This window comes from Halalkalirubrum salinum, from assembly GCF_005543295.1.
GTDB classification, from domain to species: domain Archaea; phylum Halobacteriota; class Halobacteria; order Halobacteriales; family Haloferacaceae; genus Halalkalirubrum; species Halalkalirubrum salinum.
Genome location: NZ_SRSG01000020.1, coordinates 60,561 through 79,332, shown reverse-complemented (window position 1 = coordinate 79,332; position 18,772 = coordinate 60,561). Strand labels below are relative to the sequence as shown.

General features: G+C 59.6%; 15 protein-coding genes. 6 read left to right on the top strand and 9 right to left on the bottom strand.

Annotated elements, in window-relative coordinates; translation table 11 throughout:
• Positions 1-188 precede the first annotated feature (188 nt).
• On the bottom strand, positions 189-1,289 hold the full coding sequence (locus E5K03_RS08285; RefSeq protein WP_138006364.1) for a DNA topoisomerase IV subunit A: 1,101 nt from the start codon (positions 1,287-1,289) through the stop codon (positions 189-191).
• A 7-nt stretch (positions 1,290-1,296) separates the two neighbouring features.
• Positions 1,297-3,780, bottom strand: coding sequence for a DNA topoisomerase VI subunit B (locus E5K03_RS08280; protein WP_138006363.1), 2,484 nt, complete (start codon positions 3,778-3,780; stop codon positions 1,297-1,299).
• A 285-nt stretch (positions 3,781-4,065) separates the two neighbouring features.
• Here E5K03_RS08280 and gyrB point away from each other — a divergent pair, with 285 nt between their 5' ends.
• Positions 4,066-6,531, top strand: a complete 2,466-nt coding sequence (gene gyrB, locus E5K03_RS08275; RefSeq protein WP_138006361.1) for a DNA topoisomerase (ATP-hydrolyzing) subunit B — start codon at positions 4,066-4,068, stop codon at positions 6,529-6,531.
• Between the two features lie 15 nt (positions 6,532-6,546).
• Entirely contained in the window at positions 6,547-9,060 is a 2,514-nt protein-coding gene (gene gyrA, locus E5K03_RS08270) for a DNA gyrase subunit A (protein WP_138006359.1), read from the top strand.
• A 17-nt stretch (positions 9,061-9,077) separates the two neighbouring features.
• Here the strand turns inward: gyrA and rocF are convergent, their stop codons facing one another.
• Positions 9,078-9,986, bottom strand: coding sequence for an arginase (rocF, locus tag E5K03_RS08265; protein WP_138006357.1), 909 nt, complete (start codon positions 9,984-9,986; stop codon positions 9,078-9,080).
• Positions 9,987-10,138: 152 nt separating this feature from the next.
• Between rocF and E5K03_RS08260 the strand changes: the two genes are divergently transcribed.
• A complete protein-coding gene (locus E5K03_RS08260; protein ID WP_138006354.1) occupies positions 10,139-10,672 on the top strand; it encodes an Rrf2 family transcriptional regulator in 534 nt (177 codons plus the stop codon).
• Positions 10,673-10,692: 20 nt separating this feature from the next.
• Here the strand turns inward: E5K03_RS08260 and E5K03_RS08255 are convergent, their stop codons facing one another.
• The 3 genes from E5K03_RS08255 to cdd form a co-directional block, all read right to left on the bottom strand.
• Entirely contained in the window at positions 10,693-11,859 is a 1,167-nt protein-coding gene (locus tag E5K03_RS08255; protein ID WP_138006353.1) for an NAD(P)/FAD-dependent oxidoreductase, read from the bottom strand.
• 71 nt (positions 11,860-11,930) lie between these two features.
• On the bottom strand, positions 11,931-12,752 hold the full coding sequence (locus E5K03_RS08250) for a nucleoside phosphorylase (protein ID WP_138006351.1): 822 nt from the start codon (positions 12,750-12,752) through the stop codon (positions 11,931-11,933).
• Between the two features lie 55 nt (positions 12,753-12,807).
• The gene (gene cdd, locus E5K03_RS08245; protein WP_138006348.1) at positions 12,808-13,230 is read right to left on the bottom strand and encodes a cytidine deaminase; all 423 of its coding nucleotides are present in this window, start codon (positions 13,228-13,230) and stop codon (positions 12,808-12,810) included.
• 117 nt (positions 13,231-13,347) lie between these two features.
• Here cdd and E5K03_RS08240 point away from each other — a divergent pair, with 117 nt between their 5' ends.
• Together E5K03_RS08240 and E5K03_RS08235 are read left to right on the top strand one after the other, a co-directional pair.
• Positions 13,348-13,665: a hypothetical protein gene (locus E5K03_RS08240; protein ID WP_138006347.1), complete on the top strand. Its 318-nt coding sequence runs from the start codon at positions 13,348-13,350 to the stop codon at positions 13,663-13,665.
• A gap of 38 nt (positions 13,666-13,703) precedes the next feature.
• Positions 13,704-13,955 carry a hypothetical protein gene (locus E5K03_RS08235; RefSeq protein ID WP_205742976.1) on the top strand — a complete coding sequence of 84 codons (252 nt, stop codon included), beginning with the start codon at positions 13,704-13,706 and terminating at the stop codon, positions 13,953-13,955.
• A 61-nt stretch (positions 13,956-14,016) separates the two neighbouring features.
• Here E5K03_RS08235 and E5K03_RS08230 read toward each other — a convergent pair whose 3' ends face one another.
• Complete coding sequence (locus E5K03_RS08230; RefSeq protein ID WP_138006345.1) at positions 14,017-14,595, bottom strand: GNAT family N-acetyltransferase; 579 nt, start codon at positions 14,593-14,595, stop codon at positions 14,017-14,019.
• 117 nt (positions 14,596-14,712) lie between these two features.
• Between E5K03_RS08230 and E5K03_RS08225 the strand changes: the two genes are divergently transcribed.
• Positions 14,713-16,761, top strand: a complete 2,049-nt coding sequence (locus E5K03_RS08225; RefSeq protein WP_138006342.1) for an AMP-binding protein — start codon at positions 14,713-14,715, stop codon at positions 16,759-16,761.
• A gap of 21 nt (positions 16,762-16,782) precedes the next feature.
• Here the strand turns inward: E5K03_RS08225 and E5K03_RS08220 are convergent, their stop codons facing one another.
• Both E5K03_RS08220 and dnaJ read right to left on the bottom strand, forming a co-directional pair.
• Positions 16,783-17,544 (bottom strand): AMP-binding protein, encoded by a 762-nt coding sequence (locus E5K03_RS08220; protein WP_138006339.1) that lies wholly within the window; start codon positions 17,542-17,544, stop codon positions 16,783-16,785.
• A gap of 51 nt (positions 17,545-17,595) precedes the next feature.
• Positions 17,596-18,744: a molecular chaperone DnaJ gene (dnaJ, locus tag E5K03_RS08215; RefSeq protein WP_138006337.1), complete on the bottom strand. Its 1,149-nt coding sequence runs from the start codon at positions 18,742-18,744 to the stop codon at positions 17,596-17,598.
• Between the last annotated feature and the right edge of the window lie 28 nt (positions 18,745-18,772).

The window sequence follows — 18,772 nt, the reverse complement described above, 5'->3', positions numbered from 1 at the left end:
ACGGTCACCGTCTTGTTGAAGGCTAGCCAGCCACCGCAGACGCAGATTCAGCACCTACTGGAGGAGGTCTTGAGGTTCTCGATGTGATCAACTGAAAATGCATGAATAAGTCGTCAGAACACCATTAGTAGGGGTTGGCCGATAACCGCTGATTCTCCGCATTGTTGGCTCAGAATGACGACTCATCTTCAGATAACGCCCATCGCATCGAGTCGCTCAGGCAGGTACGTATCGGTCACGAAATCCAGCCCACGGGAGGCCAGCGCCTGCTGTTCGGCCTTCTTTTCGATCTCGAGTTGGAGTTCGATCTGCTCGGTCCAGTAGTCGGTCTGGAATCGCGGATCGGACAGCTCCGACTCGAGGGCGTTGATGTCTGAATCTGCCAGCGGATCGGTCGGGAGATCGTACTCGACGATGTCCTCTGGTTGGATCCCAATGAATGCAGCATCCGGCGTCGCGAGGTATTCTGAGAGGTGTGCGGATTTGATCGATCCGTACGCCACCGAGCCGTAGATCCGGTAGGACCACGGATCGCCGTCAGTAAACACTACGACCGGCAGGCCAAGTTCGTCGTGGAGCCGTTTGGTGATCCGACGAGTCGCTCGGGCGGGCTGGCCCTTAAGATGGACGACGAGGCAGTTGTAGTCGTCGTCAAAGCCGTTTTCGATGAGGCGATCGCGCATCCCGCCGGTCTCGACGCATAACACAAAGTCGATCTCGTGATCGAGGAACTCGATCGTGTCGGGGTTGTTCGGGATCTGATAGCCGCCCTCGCCAACGTCCTTTTGACAGTGAATCTCGCGTTCGCCGCGACGGGTCTGCTCTCTGAGCAGGAGCGGCCCCATGAGCGTCGCCCCAGATTCCTCGGGGCGCATGTGGAGATCCTCACGGGTGACCTCCGAGACGATCTCGAGGTCCTCGATCATCTGGTTCGACTCGTCTTGATCCGAAAAGTGCGCCTCGGTGTTGTCCCACGACTCCGAGAGGTAGTACAACTCACGCAGGGTCGAAGAGCGGTCCTCGTCGAGTTGCTGGGCGAGGAAGTCGATCGTGTACACCGCTTTCAAGAGCTTTCTGGCCCCGCGAACCGAGTTTGCGCTGCGGGTTGAAGTGCGATCGCCGTACACCCACACCCCCGAGTCCGGGTCGTACTCGATGTTGCGCTTTGTCCGGGTCGGTAGGGTCAATTCGGGGATCTTGCCACCAGCGAACTGGTCATAAAAGTCCGCGGCAAGGTCGATCAGCTGCTCGCGTGCATCCTCGTTTGGGTTCTGTGTCTCTGAGCTCATAGATGTGTTAGGCGTTCACGGTTAGTTTTTCGGCGTCCACGCCGTCGACGTTCACGTCGAAATCTGTCTCCTCGGGGACCTCGTAGCTGATCGATGCCTCCTCGCCAGCCGACACGGACGGTGACCACTGGAGGAACCACTCGCCGTCCATGTCGACGACGCTTGCGTCGCCGTTGAGCGCCTGCGGCTCCGCCGAGAGGATATCGGTAATCTCTGGCTGTTCGGCCCGATCGGAGTAGTTCTCCACGCTGAGTGTCACCGTGGTTCCGGAGACCTCTCGATCGACCGAGAGGTTGTTCATAATCCGCGCCATCGCACCGTCGATGTTCGGGGGTTCACGGCCCGTCACCTCCGCGACCTTCTCAGCCATCTCCGGAAGGATACGGCCGAGCACGTCCTGTTTCTCGCGGCGCTTTTGCATCGATCGGCGCTTGTTGAGATACGATTTTAGCTCGCGGGCGGCCTCCCGAATTGCCAGTTCGATCTCGTCTTCGATCGCCGGGATGTTCGCGATTGCGTCCTTGGATTCGCTCGTGAAGGGGACGTTCGTCGACGCGAGGTGGATCATGAGCACCGCAGGCCCGTTTGGCATCCCGCTGCCGCCTGGCTGGTCGAGCCCGTAGTTGCGCCAGCCGATCTGTTTGACCACGTCGGTCGACGCACACGCCCCGCGCTGATAGACGAGCGGGACGCGATTGGCGAACCGAAGCAGGTCGATCGAGCCCTCAGATTTCAGCTCACCGCCATAGGCGATACCGGCCTCAACGATGAACGGATCGCCGCCGTGGACCTCTGCATCCCGCGTCGCGGCGGCATAGAAGTCTGCGTCGTACTCCTTGCGGAGTCCTGCTTCGACGAGCGTGTCGGTGATCGGAGAGAGACAGTCGGTCGGCGGTGCGAGGATGTCGGTTTCGCGCATCGCTTCGAGAAGCTGGCTCGCCGTGTCGCGATCGGCTGCAACCGTCTTGACTTTCGGGAGGTCGTCGGGAACTGTCCGGGTCACCGCCCAGAGCGCCTCGAAAACGTTCTCGCGGGCGGTATCGCCAAAACTCACCTCGTCGTACTCGACGGTCGCATCGGCTGCGTCTTCGACCGCCCGGTGGAGTTCGTCGGCGGTGAACCGGAAGCGGCGCTCCTCACCAGCGTCGGCGTCAAGTCGCCGGGCGAGTCGCTCAGAGAAGCCGTGGATCACCGCATCGTCCTTGCGGGTGCTCGTCGCTTCGTCGACGATCACATACAGATCTGACGTGAGCCGATCGCGGCCGTCGCTGTCCGCGCCGGCTGCGTCGCCGTTGGCCGCAACAGCCTCGTTGGTTGACACTGTAGCGTCCGAGTCGAACGCGACAACCGCTGCCCACGCCGCTTCGATCGCGTTCTCTCTGACAGTGTCACCGAACGTCCGCCCCGTTTCGTCTTCGACCCGATCGGCGACGGTGTCGACAATCTCGGCAAGTTCGAATCGACACGTCCGCTCGCGGTTGCCAAGCACCTCGACGATGCCGCTTGCGAACGACTCAGTTGCGTCTGCGCCCTTGTTCGAGACGGCGTCGACGATCGCATCCTTGATCTCGGCCTCGTGAGAAGCGGCCACTGACCACGAGAGCTCACGGCCGAAGTGGCGATCGCGGAACGCGTTCAACACCTTCTCGGCGGTCTTCCCGCCAACGCGAGTAAACTCTCCCTGAAGGAACCCCGACACAGAGTACGACTCGGTTGCTTCGAGCATTTTGATGAGCGTCCCGAGTTCGACCCCGTGTGGGTGTGGGCGAATCTCTTTGGTTTCGGCCGGCAGTTGGTCGGTGCCGCGCTCGAACTTCATCGGCTCCTCGAGCCCCGGCTCGCGGAGTTCGAGACGAGCGTGCGGATTCACGACCGCGGTGTGTTTCATGTAGCCACGAAGCTGCGATCGAGCCCGCATGTTCGCCTCCATCTCCAGTTCGATTCGGGTGCCGTGGGTGCGATCCCACGTTGTCCGTTCGGCGGTTTTGATCTCGGGCTCGTTCGTGTCGGTGTCGATGATGAGTTCGACGTACTCAGCGTCCGCAGAGCCCTTCGGTCGGCTGGTTATTTTTGCTGGCTTGCCGCTCGTTAGCTGCGAGTACAACACGGCCGCCGAAATCCCGATTCCCTGCTGGCCACGACTCTGCTCGCGCTTGTGAAACCGTGACCCATAGAGGAGCTTTCCGAACACCTTGGGGACCTGTTCTTTCGTAATCCCCGGGCCGTTGTCTTCGATCACGAGTCGATAGTAGTCGCCAACCTCGGTGATTTCGACGTAGATGTCCGGTAAGATCCCGGCTTCTTCGGTCGCGTCGAGCGCGTTGTCGACCGCCTCCTTGACGGCGGTGACGAGCCCGCGAGCGCCCGAGTCGAACCCGAGCATGTGCTTGTTCTTCTCGAAGAACTCGGCGATGGAGATCTCCCGCTGGCTTTGGGCCAGCTCGTCGGCGATCCCTGCATCCTCGCCGAGCGTCGACTGGAAGGACGTCATTATACGCGGAGGTGTTTCCGTCCTATGGGTAAAACCTCACCGCCAGCGGACCGAAAGTAAAGCAGTATCCGCCGACCCGTGCGCGGATCGCCGAGCGGTCAATATAATGGCCTTGTACTCACGCGCGCCTGAATGTTACCGCCACAGAACCCGGGTTTGGCTTTCGACAACTGAACTATAAAGAATACAAAATTATCCTTGCCGTCACCGACTTTTTGTAGGGTCATCGCGCCCGCGCGTGCGAGGCTTTATGCCGGGTGGACAACTAGTATATTCTACGTTACTATGTCAGGAGAAAACGAGTACGGGGCCGGACAAATTCAGGTCCTTGAAGGCCTCAAGGCCGTCCAAAAGCGTCCGGCAATGTACATCGGATCCACGGATACCCGTGGCCTCCACCATCTCGTCTACGAGGTTGTTGATAACTCTATTGACGAGGCACTGGCGGGCTACTGTGACGATATCTCGGTGACGGTTCACGCCGACGGATCGGTTTCTGTCTCCGACGATGGACGGGGGATTCCGGTCGACACACACGAGAAGTACGATCGCCCCGCCGTCGAAGTCATCATGACGGTACTGCACGCCGGGGGGAAGTTCGACAACAAATCATATCAGGTCTCAGGCGGGCTCCACGGCGTCGGTGTGAGTGTCGTCAACGCGCTCTCTGAACGACTTGAGGTCGAGATCAAACGCGACGGCCACGTCTGGACCCACAGCTTCAATCGTGGGGAGCCAGAGCCCGACGCGTTCACCAAAGAGCGGCCAATGGAGCCCGACGAGGAGACTGGAACAACGATTCGGTTTTGGCCCGATACGGAGATCTTCGACACAACGGAGTTCGCCTACTCGACGCTCGTGAACCGCCTCCGCGAGCTCGCGTTTTTGAACTCTGGCGTTCGGATCGAAATCACAGACGAGCGATCGGATGATGCAGACGTCTTTCAGTACGACGGTGGCATTCGGGAGTTCGTCGAGTACCTCAACGAGACGAAAAACGCCCTCCACGACGACGTTATCTACTTCGAAGACGCTGAAAAGGACATCACCGTCGAGGTCGCGATGCAGGCCACAGAGGAGCTACAGGGATCGATCCACGCGTTTGCGAACAATATCAACACCCGCGAGGGCGGCACCCACCTGACAGGGTTCAAGACCGCCCTCACGCGTGTCGTTAACGACTACGCCAACGAACACGGGCTGATCGACGACCTCGACGACAACCTCAAAGGTGAAGACGTCCGCGAGGGGCTCACCGCCGTTGTTTCGGTCAAACACCCAGATCCGCAGTTCGAGGGGCAAACGAAGACCAAACTCGGCAACGGCGAGGTCCGCGGCATCGTCGAGAGCGCAACACACTCAAACCTCTCGACGTACTTCGAAGAGCACCCACAGGTGGGCCGGACGATCGTCCGCAAGGCCGCCGAAGCAGCGCGTGCCCGCAAGGCCGCAAAGAAGGCCGAAGAGCTCACCCGCCGGAAGTCTGCGCTCGAATCGACGTCGCTGCCCGGAAAGCTCGCGGATTGCCAATCGCGCGATCCGCGCGAGTCCGAGCTGTTCGTGGTGGAAGGCGACAGCGCCGGGGGGTGTTTCACCGGTGATACAGAGATCGCGCTTGCATCTGGCCGATCGATATCGTTTGAGGAACTGGTTGCAGAACGGAACGCAGGAAAGACACACTACTGTTACACAGTTACTGACAACGGTAAGATTGGTATCGAGCAGATTCGTAACCCGCGAGTGACCAAGGAAGACGCAGCGTTAGTCGAGGTGACACTGGATAACGATGAGTCGATTAGGTGTACGCCCGATCACAAGTTCATGCGGAGAGATGGCTCCTACGTCGAAGCTCAGGATCTCTCTCCGGGCGACTCGCTTATGCCGCTCTATCTGGAGCTCTTGGACGATACCAGAGAGCGTGGATCTGAAGAATCAACCCACCAACAGGTCGATCGATACGCCTTCGAAGGGAGAATGTATGCTGACGGTGGATTCGAGAATAAGACTGAAACAGTCCAAACACACAATCACGCCGTCAAGTCAATTGAACGACTCAATGAGACAGCTGATGTGTACGACATAGAAGTCCCTGAAACGCACAACTTTGCGCTCGAAGCAGGGGTATTTGTACACAACAGCGCCAAACAGGGCCGCGATCGCCGCAATCAGGCGATTCTCCCACTCCGCGGGAAGATCCTCAACGTCGAGAAACACCGCCTCGATCGCATCCTCGAAAACAACGAGGTCAGAGCGTTGATCACGGCGATCGGTGCTGGGGTCGGCGAGGAGTTCGACATCGAAGACGCACGCTATCACCGAATAATCCTGATGAGCGACGCTGACGTCGATGGGGCACACATCAGAACACTGCTTTTGACGCTTCTCTATCGGCACATGAAGCCGCTCATCGAGGCAGGGTACGTCTACGCGGCGCAACCGCCGCTGTACCGGATTCGGTACCGTGGCAACACCTACGACGCGATGACCGAGGCCGAGCGCGATCGGATCGTCGAAGAAAAGTGCAACGGCAACCCCACACAGGTCCAGCGGTTCAAGGGGCTCGGCGAGATGAATCCTGACCAGCTGTGGGAGACCACGATGGATCCCGAAAACCGAATTTTAAAACGGATCACGATCGAGGACGCCGCGGCGGCCGATCGCATGTTCTCCGTGCTGATGGGCGATGCGGTCGGGCCGCGAAAACAGTTCATCAAAGACCACGCCACCGACGCCGAGTGGGTCGATATCTAAATCTAAGCGCGACGAATGAGCTCAGAACTACCAGACACACCGACAGAAGACGCACCGGCCGCGCGGATCGAAACCGCACGAATCGAAGACGAGATGGAGCAGTCGTACATCGACTACGCGATGAGCGTCATCGCGGGGCGAGCGCTGCCGGACGTGCGCGACGGGCTCAAGCCCGTCCACCGGCGGATCCTCTATGCGATGCACGAGTCGGGCGTCACTGCCGGCTCAAGTCACCGTAAGTCCTCCTCGATCGTCGGGGAAACGATGGGTGATTACCACCCGCACGGCGACAGCGCAATCTACGATACGCTGGCGCGGATGGCACAGGACTTCTCGATGCGGTATCCGCTCGTCGACGGGCAGGGCAACTTCGGCTCCGTCGACGGCGATCCGCCGGCAGCGATGCGCTACACCGAGGCGCGGATGTCGCCCATTGCCGAGGAACTGCTCGCAGATATCGAAAAAGACACCGTCGACTTCCAGTCGAACTACGACGATCGGTTGACCGAACCGGCGGTGCTCCCCTCGGCGATTCCGAACCTGCTCGTCAACGGCTCCTCGGGGATCGCGGTCGGGATGTCGACGAACGTCCCGCCACACAATCTCGGCGAGGTGATCGACGCGACGATCCACCTGATCGACAATCCCGAGTGTACGATCGAAGACCTCATGGCCCACGTCAAGGGGCCAGATTTCCCGACGGGAGCGAATATCGTCGGCCGGAACGGGGTTCACAAAGCGTACAAGACGGGGCGCGGGCGTCTCCGTGTCCGCGCTGAATTCGAGGTGGACGAGGAAGCCGGACAGATCGTCATTACGGAGCTCCCATATCAGGCGAACAAAGCGCGGATGATCGAGCGGATCGCAGACGACGTAACCGAGGGTGCGATCGAGGGAATTCGCGACCTCCGTGACGAGTCCGATCGGGATGGCATCCGGGTTGTTGTCGAACTCAAACAGGGTGCAATGGCCGAGGTCGTCAAAAACCAGCTGCTCGAAAGCCACCTCGAGAAGACCTTCGGCGTCATCAATCTCGCGCTCGTCGACGGGACGCCGCAGGTACTCGACCTCAAAGAGACGCTCAAAGAATACCTCGAGCACCGCCGAGCGGTCGTTCGACGACGATCGGCGTACGATCTCGAGGCCGCCGAAGACCGCGCCCACATTCTCGAAGGTCGGTTAGTCGCGCTCGATAACGTTGAGGAGGTCGTCGAGTTGATCCAGGATGCCGAGGATCGCGATGACGCAAAGCTGGCCCTCAGGGAGGCGTTTGACTTCTCGGAAGCGCAGGTCGATCACATTGTCTCGATGCAGCTCGGTTCGCTCACCTCGATGGAGGCCCAAGAGATCGAATCCGAGTACGAGGACGTGCAGGCGACGATCGAACGACTCACCGAAATTCTCAACAACGAGTCGGAGCTGCTCGGCGTGATCAAAGACGAACTCCGGGAAATACGAGACGAATACGCCGACGAACGTCGGACCGCGTTCATCGAGGACACCGGATCGGTCGCACACGCCGATTTGATTCCCGAACAGGATGTCGTGGTAACGCTTTCTGCAGGCGATTACATCAAGCGGATGCCGCTTTCGAGATTCAGCGCGCAGAATCGCGGCGGCAAGGGGATCATCGGGACCGATCTCAAAGAAGATGATACCGTCTCCTCGGTCTTCGTTGCCAACAGCCACGACTACCTGCTTTGTTTCACCAACAAGGGCCAGATATACAAGCTCCGGGCCTTCCAGATCCCAGAGATGTCGCGAACGGCCCGCGGGAAGTCCGCGGTCAACCTCCTCGATCTCGATGATGACGAAGAGCTCGCAGCGGTCGTAAACTGCGAAGAGCTTGAAGCCGACGAGATCGATGGCGATCGGTACCTCACCATGGTGACCCGCGACGGGTACATCAAACGAACCGGGGTGTCGGAGTTCCAGAACATCCTCTCGACCGGAATCCGTGCGCTCCGACTGGAGGACGACGACGAACTGGTTGACGTCGAGGTGACGACAGGCAATCGGACGCTGGTCATCGGAACCGCCGGAGGGATGGCAATCCGCTTCGACGAGTCAGAGGTCAGACCGATGGGTCGAAGCGCCCGTGGGGTCCGGGGAATCACGCTCACCGGCGGCGACACCGTCGCTGGTGTCGCGGCCGTCGATACTGATCGACACAGCTGGGTATTGACCGTGACCGAACATGGCTACGGGAAGCGGTCTGACATCGAGGAGTATCGCGTGCAGTCACGGAATGGCAAAGGGCTCATCGACATCAAGACGAACGCCAGAAACGGCGACGTGTGTGCGATCGAGACCGTTGGCACGGGCGATCACCTCGCGGTAATGAGTGGTTCGGGTCAGATCATGCGGACGCCCGTTGAAGGAATCTCGACGGTCGGGCGGAACACGATGGGTGTCATCGTAATGGATCTCAGTGAGGGCGATTCGGTGGCATCCGTCGACGTGATTCCGAGAGAGATGGTCACAGCTGAGTCCGAATCCGAAATTGAAGCTGAGCCGATCGAGCAGTAATTGGACTCACAAGCAAGTCACAGCACGGTTTTTCCGAAAGCGCTGGCGGCGAGTTCGGTCGCGAGTGCTGCGGTCTCGTTGTTGCGATCGAGCGTCGGATTCACTTCAACCAGATCGAGGGAGCGAAGCTCCTCGCGTTCGGCGACCAGTTCCATCGCCGCGTGGGCTTCTCGATACGTAACACCGCCACGGACAGGCGTGCCGACACCGGGGGCTTCTTTAGGATCGAGCCAGTCGAGATCGAGACTGACATGCACGCCGTCTGCACCCTCACAGGCGGTTTCGAGTGCCGCTCTCGTCACGTCGACAATGCCGCGGGTGTCGATATCGTTCATCGAGTAGGCGGTGATACCGCGATCGGCCAAGAGCGCCCGCTCGTCTGCGTCCACGCTCCGAAGCCCAACCATCGCAAGATTCGTTTCCGAAAACCGCGGCGCATTCGCCCACTCTGTGTCGGCGAACTCACCAATGCCAAGCGCAGCAGCCAGCGGCATGCCGTGGATGTTGCCGCTCGGGGAGGTCTTCGGTGTGTTGAGGTCGGCGTGCGCATCAAACCAGACTGCGCCAATATCTGCGTCTCGTGCCGAGCCTCGGAGTGAGCCGATCGCGACCGAATGATCACCGCCGAGTACCAGCGGCGTGGCACCTTCTTCGAGTGTGTTTGCGACCTCGTCTGCGAGCCGCGAGCAAACGTCGGCGGTCTCTTTGAGGAACTTCGCTTGGCCAGCGGGCGGCTGGGTAGTATCTGGATCCCGCTCCTCTGCACGGGGCGCGAGAAGATCGCCGCTGTCGATCGGTTCGACGCCAGCTTCGCGCAGTCGAGAGGCGAGTCCACCGTAGCGGATCGCCGAAGGCCCCATGTCGACACCACGTCGGTTCGCGCCGTAGTCGGTTGGTGCGCCGATGATCCTGACCTGTCTGGACATACCGGACGGTCCGACCGGTGATACTTACATTGTTTGTTCTCGTACAGACACTGTCGAAGACAACGTGTGAATTCTATATATGTCTCTATACTAATTGGAAACCAGGTCGATCTTCCATCGCCTTTAAGAACGTTCCTCACGAACGATTCGCTATGTCATCCATTGAGCTCACATCGAGTCAAAAAACGATCCTTACGGCACTTATCAACTTACACCGTGAGACCGAAGATGCAGTAAAGGGCGAAGACATTGCCGAAGAGGTGAACAGAAACCCCGGGACGATCAGAAACCAGATGCAGAGTCTGAAAGCACTCCAACTCGTTGAGGGTGTTCCGGGGCCAAAAGGCGGCTACAAGCCAACAGCAAACGCCTACGAAGCCCTCGATGTCCAACAGATGGATGAGCCGGCGTTCGTTCCGATGTATCACGACGGAGCGGAAGTCAAAAACGCGAACGTCGAAGAAATTAATCTCTCAAGCGTCCACCATCCTGAACTGTGCCGTGCCGAGATCCACCTGCAGGGATCGGTCCGTGATTTCCACGAAGGAGATACCGTTGTCGTTGGGCCGACACCATTGTCGAAACTCGTCATCACCGGTACACTTGATGGCAAAGACGATACGAACAACATCCTCATCCTCCAGATCGACGACATGGAAGCGCCAGCCGAAGAGCCAGCACACTAAAACAATCTACCCGGGGACAGTTACATGTCGCCGAACGCACCGGCGGCTCGTTTGGCAGAGGAAATATCCGCGATCCATCGGGTTGCGATCGTCTTTTTCAGGAGTTTCGCCGCCGGTCCACCGAAGGTGTTGATCGGAACAAACGCCACATCGTGAGCAACTGCGTCATCTCCGACTGAGATGACTGTCCCTTTGTCTGTGTGTTTCCAGGACTTCAGCGGTGCACCGCGCACCGCTCGAACGAGGTTCTCACCGGCCACGTCAGCAGCCTGCCAGGCAGCCTGTGCGGTCGGCGGCGCGACCTCGTCGGTCCCCTGATCGATCAGCGCTGAGTCGCCAATTGCGAAGACGCGATCGTCGCTCGTCCGGAAGTCCGACTCGGCAAAAATTCGGTTCGATCGTTCGTCCTTGTCGACAGCCGCGTCTGCGAGTTCGTCGTGGCCGGTAATGCCACCGGTCCAGACAAGCACGTCGTAGTCGAGTTCAGTGTCTCCGATGTGAATGGCGTCCTCGTCAACCGCAGAAATGAAGTCGCCAGTTAGAATCTCGATATCTCGTTCGAGGAGCCGCTTTTTGAGCGCACCCTGGACCTCTGGGTCCTGTCCGGGGAAGATTTCGTCCAGTCCCTCAACCAGTTTGATGTTGATCGGTGCGCGGTTATCGTCGCGGTACTCAGCGATCTCACCGGCAGTCTGGATTCCCGACAAGCCGGCCCCACCGATGATGACCTCTGCGGGATCGCTCTGGGTTGCGTCGGCTGCAGCCGATCGAATCGACTCGTTGATCGCTCGCGCATCGTCGAGGCTTTTGAGCGTCAAGGAGTAGTCTTCGAGGCCCTCAATACCGAAGAAGGCAGTCCCGCTGCCGACAGCAACGAGCAGGTAGTCGTACTCAACGGGAACGTCCTCGTCTTCGAGATCGATCGTCCGCTCGTCGGTGTCGATCCCGACGACGCGATCGCGGATGAAGTTCGTCGAATCGGATTTGATCTCGTCGACGGGGATCGCGATCTCAGATTCGACCCCTGGTTTGCGAATTGCACGGTGGACCTCGTGGAGGACGAGATGGTAGTCGTGTTCAGAAATCCACGTAAGTTGTGCCTCATCTGGCTCAACGTGTTCTTCAAACGATTTGACCGCGCCAGCACCCGCATAGCCAGCGCCTATCACAACGACATGATCGCTCATGTGTTCGTATGCGCAACGAAGGGATAAATCGCCTTTGGAACCGCCTTGGTCACAAATCGACCCCACGTGGGCTATTCGATTGATAGCCCGGCGTGCCACCGATCGACGCCTGCCTCGGCTTTGATCGCGTCCATCCGAGCGAGCAGTTTCGTCGCGAGGCTCGCGGTTTCGGCTGCACGGGAGGCGCCCTCGGTGCGGAACTCGCCGGTTACGCGGTTCGCGTAGACGCTACAGACTGCCCCCGCACGCAATCCATAGAGATTCGCGATCGTCAGGATGGCACTTGCCTCCATCTCGATATTTGCAACGTTGGCGTCCTGAAGCTCTTCGACGAGCCGATCACTGCCCGCCGCAGTAAATCCCGCAAATCCCGGCCGACCCTGTCCGGCGTAGAAGCTGTCAGCACTCATTGTGATCCCAACGTGGTAGTCGTAGCCGAGTCGTTCGGCGGCGGCGACAAGCGCGGAGACGACCTCGCCGTCCGCGACCGCAGGGTAATCCTCACGGACGTACTCGCTACTTGTGCCCTCCTGTCTAACGGCTCCAGAGGTGATGACCAGATCGCCCACGGCCATTTCCGGCTGGATCGCACCACAGGAGCCGACGCGGATGAAGGTGTCCACGCCGACACGGGCGAGTTCCTCGACAGCGATCGCCGCCGACGGACTGCCGATACCGGTAGAGGTAACGGAGATCGGTTCGCCGTCGTAGGTCCCTGTCGCGGTCCTGTACTCACGGTGATGTGCCACCTCGGTGGCCTTCTCCCAGAGTGCGGTGACCTTATCGACACGTTCGGGATTTCCCGGTAACAACACAGTGTCCGCAACGTCACCCGCAGAAAGTTCGATATGGTACTGCACGTCCGCGTTCGGGTCTTCGCTGTCTCCGGGCATGATTTCGGGATTCTCAACGCCAGAACAAATGTCTGTCGCGTCGATTGCTATCGGACTACGTATCGCGGACGGATTCTGCATCCTGAAGCGTTTCGAGCGAAATCGTGTTCGGCAGTAGTTCGCCGAGGGTATACTCCGCGCGATCGTCCCCACCGAGGTCACAGACGATCGGCATCTCCGCCGAACAGAACTCTGCAAGCGACTGCCGACACATCCCACACGGGGTAACGCCGTCACGGACGCCGGAGGTAACTGCGAGGCCTGCAAACTCGCGGTGGCCGTCGGTGATCGCCGCCGCGAGGGCAACTTCCTCCGCGTGGAGGCTGTTCGAGTAGTTGGCGTTCTCGATGTTACAGCCGGTGTAGACGTCTCCGTCAGCGGTTTGGAGTGCGGCTCCGACGCGATACTCTGAGTACGGGACGTACGCATCCGACAACACGCCGCGAGCGGCCGCGATCAACTCGTCAAAATCGACCATACGAGCAACTCGGTGGCGATCGCCGAGTAGGTTTCGGCTCCCGCACCGAAGAGCCACGGTCGGGATGTGGAGAAGTCGAAGGGAAACGGCCAAGCGAATGCCGCTCGTACAGCACGTGTGACCGAAACTGAGACCGAGTCCGCGACGGACGATCGCCCCTCCGACGCAGACGCCCCGAGCATGCGAGGGCGGACAATCCTCATCATGGTCGGTATCTCAGTCGTCCTGACCGCCGGAATTCTCGGGCTGTTCGTTGGCGCGCTGGGTGCCGATCAAGTGACAGAGCTCGTCGTGTTCAACCTGTTTGCCGTGCCGATGACACCGCTTTGGGTCGCGGGGTACGCGATGGCTGCGACCACGACAGTGCTCATCGTACTGTTTGGCGTGGTCGCGTTCGCCGCTCAGTTTGACACCCACGCCGACGAACCGACGTGATCCCGGCTGCTTTTACCCACTCCGATCGTACAAACGGTATGGTCGCCGCCACGAACGACGCCGACAACGCCGACGAGCATCCTCCCTCCGAGGTGATCGATTCCGGGCGGAATCGCCGCCGGGCCGCGCTGTACTCGCTGCCGTTTTTGCTTTTGGGACTCGGAAACGTCGTGCTTATTCTCAGCTGGGGGCTTGAACCGCTGTGGGGGTTTTTGTTGTTACCACCAATTCTCTTCTGTACGGTATTGACCTACATTGTGTTCAGCACTGATTTTCTGGACGATCGCTGATCTGACAGCAGTTTGTGATCGAGTGCTTGCCGATCGAGATAGAATGTCTCAGATAACCAAGTCAGCGACCAGTATCGTACTTGTAGGTTGCCGAGTCGGGATCGATTCCAAAGTCTTCGGGGCGTTCTTCGGTTTCATCACTCTCAGAGTCGGTTCGAACAGCTGTTTTGAACCGTTCGCGAGCTCTCTCGGGCATTTCGAACTCGCCCTCAAGCACAAGACCGATCACGTCTTTATCGATAGCCTCCCGCTTCGTCTCCAGGCGATCCTGGAGTGGGTCAGGAAGGTCAGCATCGTCGATTGGCTCGAAACCGTACTGGGTGAGGTACGACGCCTCGTCGGTAAGCGAATATACTGGTTCGAATCCCTCGTCGCGGGCTTTCATCACGAGTCGCTCGACAACGTGCGCGCCGACACCCTGACCGCGCCATCCTGAGAGAACCCCGATACCGGTGAGTTCACACACGTCCGGATCGCCCTTGTGAATCCGAAGCCGCCCGAATCCGACGCGTTCGTTGGACGCTTCGTCCATTGCGATCACATAGTCTCGTGAGCGAAACGCCTCCTCGTCGAGTCCCATCGCCTCGATGTGATCGAGCAGCCAGACTTCGTCCCGGTTTTTCGCGTCACGGACGTACATGTCCAATTGTACTGCTGGCGCGTGCAAAAACGTTCCCCGGTCACTGACAGACGTACCGCATGACCGGCTGTCGAACAGAGCTGAAAAATTATGTAGGTTGCGCGTCGATCAGTACGTATGGGTGACTACGAGGGATTCGACGAGACCGTTCACAAACCTGATTCCGACTTCGTTCAGCGATCGAATGTCACCGCGTTCATGCGAGAGTACGACATCGCAGATTACGACGAGTTACTCACGCGGTGTGGGCCGGGAATCGACGGTGTCGAGGAGTCGGGCGTTGAGTGGTTCTGGGACGAGCTCCCAGAATACCTCGGGCTTGAGTTCGACGAACCGTACGATCGCGTCCGCGACGACAGCGAGGGACCGCAGTTTTCACGGTGGTATCCAGGTGGGCAGCTCAACATTGCGCACAATGTCGTCGATCGCCACGCAGCCACCGGCAATCCAAATCGAAACCGTGTCGCTTGTATCTGGGAGGGCGAGCCCGGCGACACCCGCGAGATTACCTTCCACGAGTTGGCCCGCCAGTCCAATCAGGTCGCAAACGCCCTCACCGATCGAGGGATCGAACCCGGCGATACGGTCGGCTTGTATATGCCGATGGTTCCGGAGGTCATCTCGATCCTGTACGGCTGTTTCAAGCTCGGTGCGATCGCGGTCCCAATCTTTTCGGGATTCGGCACAGAGGCGGTTGCAACGCGAATCCGAGATAGCGGTTGTACAGTGCTTTTCACCGGCGACGGGTTCTACCGCCGTGGCTCGCCGGTGTATCTGAAAGAGACCGCAGACGAGGCAATCAACGCAACTGAGTCCGTCAACGATGTCATCGTCTACGATCGACTCGGCTCGCGAACCGCCCTCGAGCACACTGGCAACGAGCCTACCGGCGACGAAACCGAGCAGACAGAACAGATTCCGTGGGATGACGATCGGGACGTGTGGTGGGACGACGCTGTCGGGAGCCAATCGGACGCGTTCGAAACACGATCAGTCCCGTCGGATCACGAGTCCATGCTGTTGTACTCCTCCGGAACAACGGGCACGCCGAAGGGGATCGTTCATACCCACGCAGGGGTACTCACACAATGTGCAAAGGAGATCCACTTCGGCTTCGATCAAAAGCCACACGATCGCTTCTTTTGGCTCTCAGACATCGGCTGGATGATGGGGCCGTGGACACTCATCGGCAATCATGCCTTCGGCGGCACGGTACTCATGTACGAGGGGGCACCAGACTATCCGCGGCCGGATCGGCTCTTCGAAATGATCGATCGCCACGGAATTACGACGTTTGGAATCTCGCCAACTGCGATCCGGGCACTCCGAAAACACGGTGATTCAATCCTGGAGGGCCACGATCTGTCGAGCCTGCGGTTGCTCGGATCGACCGGTGAGCCGTGGGACCCCGAGTCCTGGATGTGGTTCTACGAGCACGTCGGAGGCAGGGAGGCGCCGATCATCAACATCTCCGGCGGCACAGAGATCTGCGGCTGCTTTTTGATGCCGATGCCGACCCAGCCGCTGAAGCCGTGCACCCTCGGTGGACCAGGACTCGGAATGGACATTGACATCGTCGACGCAGACGGGAACAGTATCCGCGAAAGCCACGAGCGGGGCTACCTCGTCGCGCGGGACTCCTGTCCGTCGATGTCAAAATCGCTTTGGTCCGGTGACGATCGCTACCTCGAGGAATACTGGAGCACGTGGAGGGATTTGTGGGATCACGGCGACTGGGCACAACAAGACGAGGACGGCTTCTGGTTCCTCCACGGCCGTGCGGACGATGCGCTCAACGTCGCCGGCCGGAAAGTCGGCCCCGCAGAGATCGAAGGCGTATTGATCGACCACGAGGCCGTCAACCAGGCCGCCGCAGTCGGTGTGCCCGACGACACGACGGGCACAGCGGTCGTTGCCTACGTTGTATTAGAAGACGGTGTCGAGCCCAGTGACGATCTCCGTGAGGAGCTTCGTTCGATCGTCGGTGAAGAACACGGCAAGCCCTTCCGTCCGAAGGAGATCTTGTTCGTCTCGGCGTTCCCCAAGACCCAAAGCGGCAAAATAATCCGTCGGGCGATCGCTGCCGCCCACGCAGGTGAGGATCCCGGCGACCTCTCCAGTATGGAAAACCCAGAGGCGCTCGAAGCGATCAAAGCCGCACGGTGAGGTGATGGCGCCCGAAAGGTGCTACGAGTTGAGCGGACTGTCGGAGATGTCATAGGCTCGATCGATCCCGAACGTGGGGTGATCTGAGTTTGGGTCCGCGATGATGGCGTCAGATCTCTCAAGGGTTGCTCTATCGACGTCGTCGACTGCCTGTCGGTCGCCGACAAAGACTGCAGTCGCGCCGACCGAGAGGGCGGCAATCGCCCCTGCGGCGATCGTTCGGGGATCGCTGAACGGCGTCAACACGGCAAGCGTCTCGTCAGCGGTTAGCTCGAGTGTGTCGACGACATCACTTGCAGCCGAAAGGAGAGCTCCGTGGGTGTACGTCGAATCCTCGCCGACGAGAACCGGAGTATCCGGTGTCGCATCGCTGGGTGGTGTTGCTGGATTTTCGCTCCACACTTCTGCTTCCCAGTGGGTTGTCGCAGAGTCGGTCGGTGGTCCGTTGTACACCGCGAGTCGTGTCCCCGGTTCGACGTCGAAGTCAGCCTCACGATCGACGTGCGAAAGCACAACCCGCGGAGACGAACTCGCAAGATCGAATGTCGCGACTGCGCTGAGTTGTGCAGCACCAAAAAACGCGAGGAGTGCTTCTGGGGCCGGACGGGGATCGATCGCGACCGTTGCACCCTCGCTTACCCCGAGATATCGCAGCACGTTCGCGGACTTGTAGGCAGTCGTGATGAAATCTCGATAGCTCATCTCACGATCAGTCGCCAGAAATCGCACTGCCGCCGTCGGCGATCGCCGCTCACGGGCAAGCAGGTCCGGTAGCGTCTCCATGATTATTTCTTTGCACGGCGGCGTGGTGAACGTACCGAAATCGAGGCAAGTTCAGAATGACTTTTTGATCTTGTCGAAGAAGCCTTCCGAGACGTCGACCTCTTCGCCACCGGCCTCGGCGAACGCTTCGAGCGCGTCGCGCTGGTCGTCGTTGAGACTGTCTGGCGTGACAACCTGAACAGTCACATACAGATCGCCGTGTCCTCGTCCGCGGAGCCGCGGCATTCCTTTGCCACGGAGTCGGAACGTTTCGCCGCTTTGGGTTGCCTCGGGAACGTCGAACTCGACCTTGCCATCCATCGTTGGGACCTCGATCGTCGCGCCGAAGACCGCCTGTGGGAACGAGATCGGACAGTCGTACCGAAGGTCATCACCGTCGCGCTCAAAGTCCTCGTGGCCGCGGATCTCGATATCGATCAGCAGATCGCCATTAGGACCGCCGTTCTCTCCGGGTGCGCCTTCGCGCTCCATCCGAAGCGTCTGGCCGTCTCGAATCCCAGCCGGAACCTCGACCGAGAGGCTCGCCTCCGATCGAACCTGCCCCTGCCCCGAGCAGGTCGAACACTGCTCGTCGACGATTTCGCCATCGCCGCCGCAGCGCCGACAGGTCGTCGACTGCTGAACGCGGCCAAACGGCGTCTGTTGGACTTGGGTGACCTGCCCCTGTCCGTTGCACTCCGGACAGGTCTGAACGGTTGCCTCCGGCGGGTAGCCCTTGCCGTCGCAGTCAGGACACGTCTCGGGACGAGTGACAGAGAACTGCTTTGTAACGCCCTCGTAGGCATCCTCGAGGTCGATCGACATCGAGGTTCGAAGGTCTCTACCTTGCCGTGGACGGTTGGGTGAGCGACCACCGCCACCGCCGCCGAAGAACTGATTGAACAGGTCCTCGAAGCCACCTGCGCCGGACGCGCCGCCGAAACCACCCGCACCGCCGAAGCCGCCGCCGGCGCCGTTGGTGCCGCCGCGCTTTTCAGCCTGCTCGAAGCGCTCGTGGCCGAGGCGATCGTACGCCTGGCGTTTCTCCTCGTCGGTGAGCACCTCCTTTGCTTTCTGGATCTTCTTGAATTGCTCCTCAGCGTCTGGCTCGTCGCTCACGTCCGGATGATACTGTGCAGCCTTCTTCCGGTACGCGCTTTTGATGTCGTCCTCAGACGCGTCTTTCGAGACGCCGAGCACCTCATAGAAGTCCTCGCTCATCGGTCGTGCTCCTTCGGGCTATCCCGTC

Bases quoted from the DNA above. Each gene is read 5' to 3' on its own strand.
- E5K03_RS08285 (WP_138006364.1), bottom strand. From the start codon at position 1,289: ATGAGCTCAGAGACACAGAACCCAAACGAGGATGCACGCGAGCAGCTG.
- E5K03_RS08280 (WP_138006363.1), bottom strand. From the start codon at position 3,780: ATGACGTCCTTCCAGTCGACGCTCGGCGAGGATGCAGGGATCGCCGAC.
- gyrB (WP_138006361.1), top strand. From the start codon at position 4,066: ATGTCAGGAGAAAACGAGTACGGGGCCGGACAAATTCAGGTCCTTGAA.
- gyrA (WP_138006359.1), top strand. From the start codon at position 6,547: ATGAGCTCAGAACTACCAGACACACCGACAGAAGACGCACCGGCCGCG.
- rocF (WP_138006357.1), bottom strand. From the start codon at position 9,986: ATGTCCAGACAGGTCAGGATCATCGGCGCACCAACCGACTACGGCGCG.
- E5K03_RS08260 (WP_138006354.1), top strand. From the start codon at position 10,139: ATGTCATCCATTGAGCTCACATCGAGTCAAAAAACGATCCTTACGGCA.
- E5K03_RS08255 (WP_138006353.1), bottom strand. From the start codon at position 11,859: ATGAGCGATCATGTCGTTGTGATAGGCGCTGGCTATGCGGGTGCTGGC.
- E5K03_RS08250 (WP_138006351.1), bottom strand. From the start codon at position 12,752: ATGCCCGGAGACAGCGAAGACCCGAACGCGGACGTGCAGTACCATATC.
- cdd (WP_138006348.1), bottom strand. From the start codon at position 13,230: ATGGTCGATTTTGACGAGTTGATCGCGGCCGCTCGCGGCGTGTTGTCG.
- E5K03_RS08235 (WP_205742976.1), top strand. From the start codon at position 13,704: ATGGTCGCCGCCACGAACGACGCCGACAACGCCGACGAGCATCCTCCC.
- E5K03_RS08230 (WP_138006345.1), bottom strand. From the start codon at position 14,595: ATGTACGTCCGTGACGCGAAAAACCGGGACGAAGTCTGGCTGCTCGAT.
- E5K03_RS08225 (WP_138006342.1), top strand. From the start codon at position 14,713: ATGGGTGACTACGAGGGATTCGACGAGACCGTTCACAAACCTGATTCC.
- E5K03_RS08220 (WP_138006339.1), bottom strand. From the start codon at position 17,544: ATGGAGACGCTACCGGACCTGCTTGCCCGTGAGCGGCGATCGCCGACG.
- dnaJ (WP_138006337.1), bottom strand. From the start codon at position 18,744: ATGAGCGAGGACTTCTATGAGGTGCTCGGCGTCTCGAAAGACGCGTCT.